Here is a 4,067-nt window from a genome sequence, read left to right as displayed (position 1 = left end):
GTTTGTGGTAAACACCATTTTAAAGGAAGCTGATCTTTTTTGTCCGAACAGCGTTCGGATTAATTTTACAATCTACCGAAAAGGTAAACGCGGTTCTGAATGTCTCTTAAAACCTGTCTCAAATATTGACTTCAATCCAACTTCATTCGTTGGCCTTATTGTGATCCTGGGATTAGATTTAGTTATGTAATGGCCGCAAATGATTAATTATACTCAAAAGCAGATTTCAACTTTTCATGCCATTCCTGGTTACTCACTGAAATCTGCTTTTTGGTTATCATTTTAAAATTAATCAACTAACCTGGCATTTTCAGGCTTTGCTAGTCATTAAGACTCACCAACGACACACCACCGTCTCCCGTCTCAAAAACCGAATAACAGCCCGCTTTAAAATCCACCGACCAAAAGTCGCCGCCGGTCCAATAACGGTACAGCGTTCGCAACACCCCCTGATGCGCAACCACTAACAATGTACTGTTTGACGGCAGCGTTTCCCGATAATGGTCGAGGGCGGTCGTCACCCGTTTTTCAAATACTCGGTATGGTTCGGCGCCAGCGGGGGTGACATCAAACGGCGCCTGCAGCCAAGCTGCCCAGGTTGTTGGATCCCGAGCTTCTACCTGGTCAGCGTTCAAACCTTCCCAGATTCCAAAAGGCATTTCGTCAATGTCCTTTTCGATAATCTGTTTGGTTTGCGGATGATATTGCATGATTGCGTCCATGGTTTGCTGAGTCCGTTTTAAATCACTGCGGATTGCGTAATCGATCGTTGTGGCCTTCAGCTTATCGGCAAGCTCTCTCGCCTGCCTGAGTCCCAAGCCATCCAATTCAATATCCGTACGTCCATAATATTTCTTTTCTTTGTTATATTGCGTCTCACCGTGGCGAGTCATTAATAATTTCATCCAAAAGCCCTCACTAACGCTGTTACTACCAATAAAAACGCGACTTGAGCCAGCTCACCATACGCACCAATTGTGTCACCGGTAAAACCGCCCAGTTTATGCGTGATGTAGTGCCGGTACCAAAGAGCTCCCAGGACCACTGCGAGATAACCGCAGAGGCCGAAAGTCCCTAACAGACCACCAAGTACCAAAATCGAAAAAAGCTGAGCGATCATGATTTGCCAGGTGGCAACACCAGTCCAGAGATTACCAAGCCCCTTCGTTTTGCCAGCATAAACCATTTTGTAAAATAACAGCGCCATGCCGGTCTTGGCCACCATGGTCGTACAGGCCACCAATGAAACGAATTGCCAGGCCGCCAAATACTGACTGCAGACAACCCCGGCACCCATGACAATTGCATAGAAATAGATCAGGGCCAGACTTCCCATGGTGCCAATCCGGCTGTCCTTCATAATTTCTTTGATCCGGTCCACCGTCCGCGATGAATAAAGACCGTCGGCAGTGTCGGCCAAGGAATCCAAGTGAAAGCCGCCGGTTAGAACCCCATCGGCCACCCAGAATAAGATCCAAGCAAACCAGCTGGGAAATACCAAGGTCATCAGCCAGAAAAAGAGGGCCTCGAGGCAGCCAATCAAAAATCCAAACAGGGTAAAATATCGGATGCTCTTCTTGAACTTTGCCGCTGCATCCGGTATTTCATACGGAATGGGAATCCTGGTGAAAAATTGGGTTAACAATATCAATGAACCAAACATAGAATCAATGCCGTCCTTAATCTGAGTTTTGGTGAAGCTGAGCAATTTCGGTCAGCTCGGGAAATTGCCTTTCAAATAATTGACGTTTATCGGCCACCACGGCAACTAGTAACACGGTCGCCGGTCCGGCAGATTGTGTAAATTCAGCATCCGCCAGGTCAACCACGGCGGAAATTTTTGCGGTATGAGTGGCGGCCATCTGGGCCAGTTCGTTGGCAATTCCCTTTGAGCCCACCGGCAGCATATCCACCACTGCTGGGGTGGCGCGAATGGTTCGAACCTGATCGTAAGAAAAAATCGTTGCCAAATGGGCTTTGACCGCCTCCCCAACGTAGGGTGTTCCAAGCTGATAAACGATCAGAGAGTCATCGATCGATGTCGTGGGAATATCTTTCCGATTAATTTGGCCAATCACGGTCACCCCAATCGCCGTTGTCCGGGTCGGCATATTATCTTCGGTACTACCATTCAATGGAATATCGTAAAATCCAGCCTTGGTTAATTCACGCTTAAGTCCCTGAATCACCCGACGGCCAGTTGGGACCATTTCGTTGCCAACCGTGTCAACGACGGCAATTGGCCGGGCCCCAAAGCACAGCAGCTCCAATAGCGGTACCCGCAGTGAATACGCCGCGGTAATCGCCGAATCAATTTGAACGGCGTCCAAGGGCTTCTCACCAATCCCCGCACTGCTGTCACAGGCAATCACCAGCGCTGTTGTGGGACTCGTTGGCACCACCGATAAATCACGAAATCGTGGGTTCATTTGGTTCATTTAATCGGCTCCCCCTATTTCTGCGGCGTCAGAAACGGCGCATCCTTCACTCGATGGGGCAGTGCCGCATAAATCACTTCACAAACAATTAAGTTTAGAATCGTTGCGATGGTCAGTGGAACAAAGAACGCCCAAACCGCCTGCTTCATAAGCGGATAAAGAAGCACCAACTCGATTGGCACATTGATCGCGTAGCCCAGCACGTCAGAAGTCAGCACGCCCTTCAGCGTATCCTTGCCCAACCATTTACGAACCAGGCCAAATATCAGCATGCAAATCCCCATGGCAACGCCAATAATTAAATGAATCGGCAATGTCAGAGGAAACCCCGCCAACGCGGCGGACACCAGGTGCCCGAATAATCCCAACGTTGCGCCAAACCACGGGCCTAGCAACACCGCTCCTAAGAATGCCGGGGCTGAATCAAAGGCCACTGAGCCCATGATTTTGACGTTTGCGCCAATCACGCAGAGCGCCAAGAGCATGGCGGCTAGGGTGAGGAGCTTCAGTCGATCTGATTGTGTCATAATTGCAAAATCCTCCTCATAATAATCAATCTTAGTTCCTTTTCGATTGTATCAGATGTAATCACTCTCCAATTTTTATTAGATGTGTTCTCATCTATTGTATAATTTAACACTTAAAAATGAACCCACAATCTATATACTCATATGAGTATATCTAGTAGTTATTTTCAAATGCCATTGTCTGTGCCTGCTCAACAATTGTATCTACTGCAACGGGTGCAAATGTTGGTGGGTACCCATGATCTTTTAATATACGGCGGACAGCTTGCCGCATAGCGGCTTGTGTCGTCTTCCTTTGAACCCAGTCAGGAGTAGATGCATATTTACGCACAGTTCCTACCAATTCTTTGGCAATTTCTTGTAACGTATCTTCACCCATGACTTGCACAGCGGTCTTTTGATCACATAATGCATCGTAAAACGCTTGTTCATTGGCACTCAGTCCTAAGCTTTCGCCGGCTGCTTCTGTTTCCTGCATATTTTTAGCTAATTCAATCAATTTTCGAATAACAATCTCAGTCGTCACCCCACGTTGATTTAATGCTTCAATATTGTTTTCAAGCATATCACCAAACCTCCGTGATTGAATTAGATTAACCTTAGTCAATGCTTTAACTTTACCCTTAAGCAATCGCTCTAATAACTTCACTGCCAAATTTTGTTCTGGCATATTTTGGATACTATCTAAAAATTTTTCGGACAGTAAACTTAGTTCTGGTCGTTCAAGCCCTAATTCTTTATATAAATCGACAGGCTGTTTAGCTATTACTGATTGGTTCACAAGCTGATCTAATCGCAAATTTAGTTCTCGATTTGTGACAGGATTATCATGTGGACTCACTGCTTGCAGAATCTTCATCAATGCACTTTTGACAGCACCAAAGAAAGCTACTTCTGAAGAAATTGCTTGTGCCTGCTTGCTTGTTACCACAAGTGCGTAAACTTTTTGTAATTGTACCACAGTTGAAGTGCAACATAAAAGTTAGACAAAAATAAATAGTTTTACGCAGCTAAGGTATGTTCTCGGTAGATTGTAAAATTAATCCGAACGCTGTTCGGACAAAAAAGATCAGCTTCCTTTAAAATGGTGTTTACCACAAAC

At 46.0% G+C, this 4,067-nt stretch carries 4 protein-coding genes and 2 pseudogenes; 1 reads left to right on the top strand and 5 read right to left on the bottom strand.

Annotated elements, in window-relative coordinates; genetic code table 11:
- Positions 1-190: pseudogene (locus EKM64_RS11605) on the top strand (hypothetical protein); the annotation flags it as partial.
- Between the two features lie 130 nt (positions 191-320).
- On the opposite strand, the gene EKM64_RS11180 reads toward EKM64_RS11605, so the two are convergent.
- The 5 genes and pseudogenes from EKM64_RS11180 to EKM64_RS11160 form a co-directional block, all read right to left on the bottom strand.
- Positions 321-905, bottom strand: a complete 585-nt coding sequence (locus EKM64_RS11180; protein WP_071665518.1) for a histidine phosphatase family protein — start codon at positions 903-905, stop codon at positions 321-323.
- Positions 902-1,663 carry an adenosylcobinamide-GDP ribazoletransferase gene (locus EKM64_RS11175; RefSeq protein WP_125591216.1) on the bottom strand — a complete coding sequence of 254 codons (762 nt, stop codon included), beginning with the start codon at positions 1,661-1,663 and terminating at the stop codon, positions 902-904. The genes EKM64_RS11180 and EKM64_RS11175 overlap by 4 nt, the downstream gene beginning before the upstream one ends.
- 16 nt (positions 1,664-1,679) lie before the next feature.
- Positions 1,680-2,438, bottom strand: a complete 759-nt coding sequence (locus EKM64_RS11170; protein WP_080952785.1) for a hypothetical protein — start codon at positions 2,436-2,438, stop codon at positions 1,680-1,682.
- A 14-nt stretch (positions 2,439-2,452) separates the two neighbouring features.
- Complete coding sequence (locus tag EKM64_RS11165) at positions 2,453-2,965, bottom strand: ECF transporter S component (protein WP_125591217.1); 513 nt, start codon at positions 2,963-2,965, stop codon at positions 2,453-2,455.
- Between the two features lie 154 nt (positions 2,966-3,119).
- Positions 3,120-3,929 (bottom strand): annotated as a pseudogene (locus EKM64_RS11160) (DUF3387 domain-containing protein); the annotation flags it as partial.
- Positions 3,930-4,067: the final 138 nt, after the last annotated feature.

The organism is Companilactobacillus keshanensis, assembly GCF_003946205.1.
Taxonomy (GTDB): domain Bacteria; phylum Bacillota; class Bacilli; order Lactobacillales; family Lactobacillaceae; genus Companilactobacillus; species Companilactobacillus keshanensis.
This window is presented reverse-complemented; position numbering and strand designations above follow the sequence as displayed.

Bases quoted from the DNA above. Each gene is read 5' to 3' on its own strand.
- EKM64_RS11180 (WP_071665518.1), bottom strand. From the start codon at position 905: ATGAAATTATTAATGACTCGCCACGGTGAGACGCAATATAACAAAGAA.
- EKM64_RS11165 (WP_125591217.1), bottom strand. From the start codon at position 2,965: ATGACACAATCAGATCGACTGAAGCTCCTCACCCTAGCCGCCATGCTC.
- EKM64_RS11170 (WP_080952785.1), bottom strand. From the start codon at position 2,438: ATGAACCAAATGAACCCACGATTTCGTGATTTATCGGTGGTGCCAACG.
- EKM64_RS11175 (WP_125591216.1), bottom strand. From the start codon at position 1,663: ATGTTTGGTTCATTGATATTGTTAACCCAATTTTTCACCAGGATTCCC.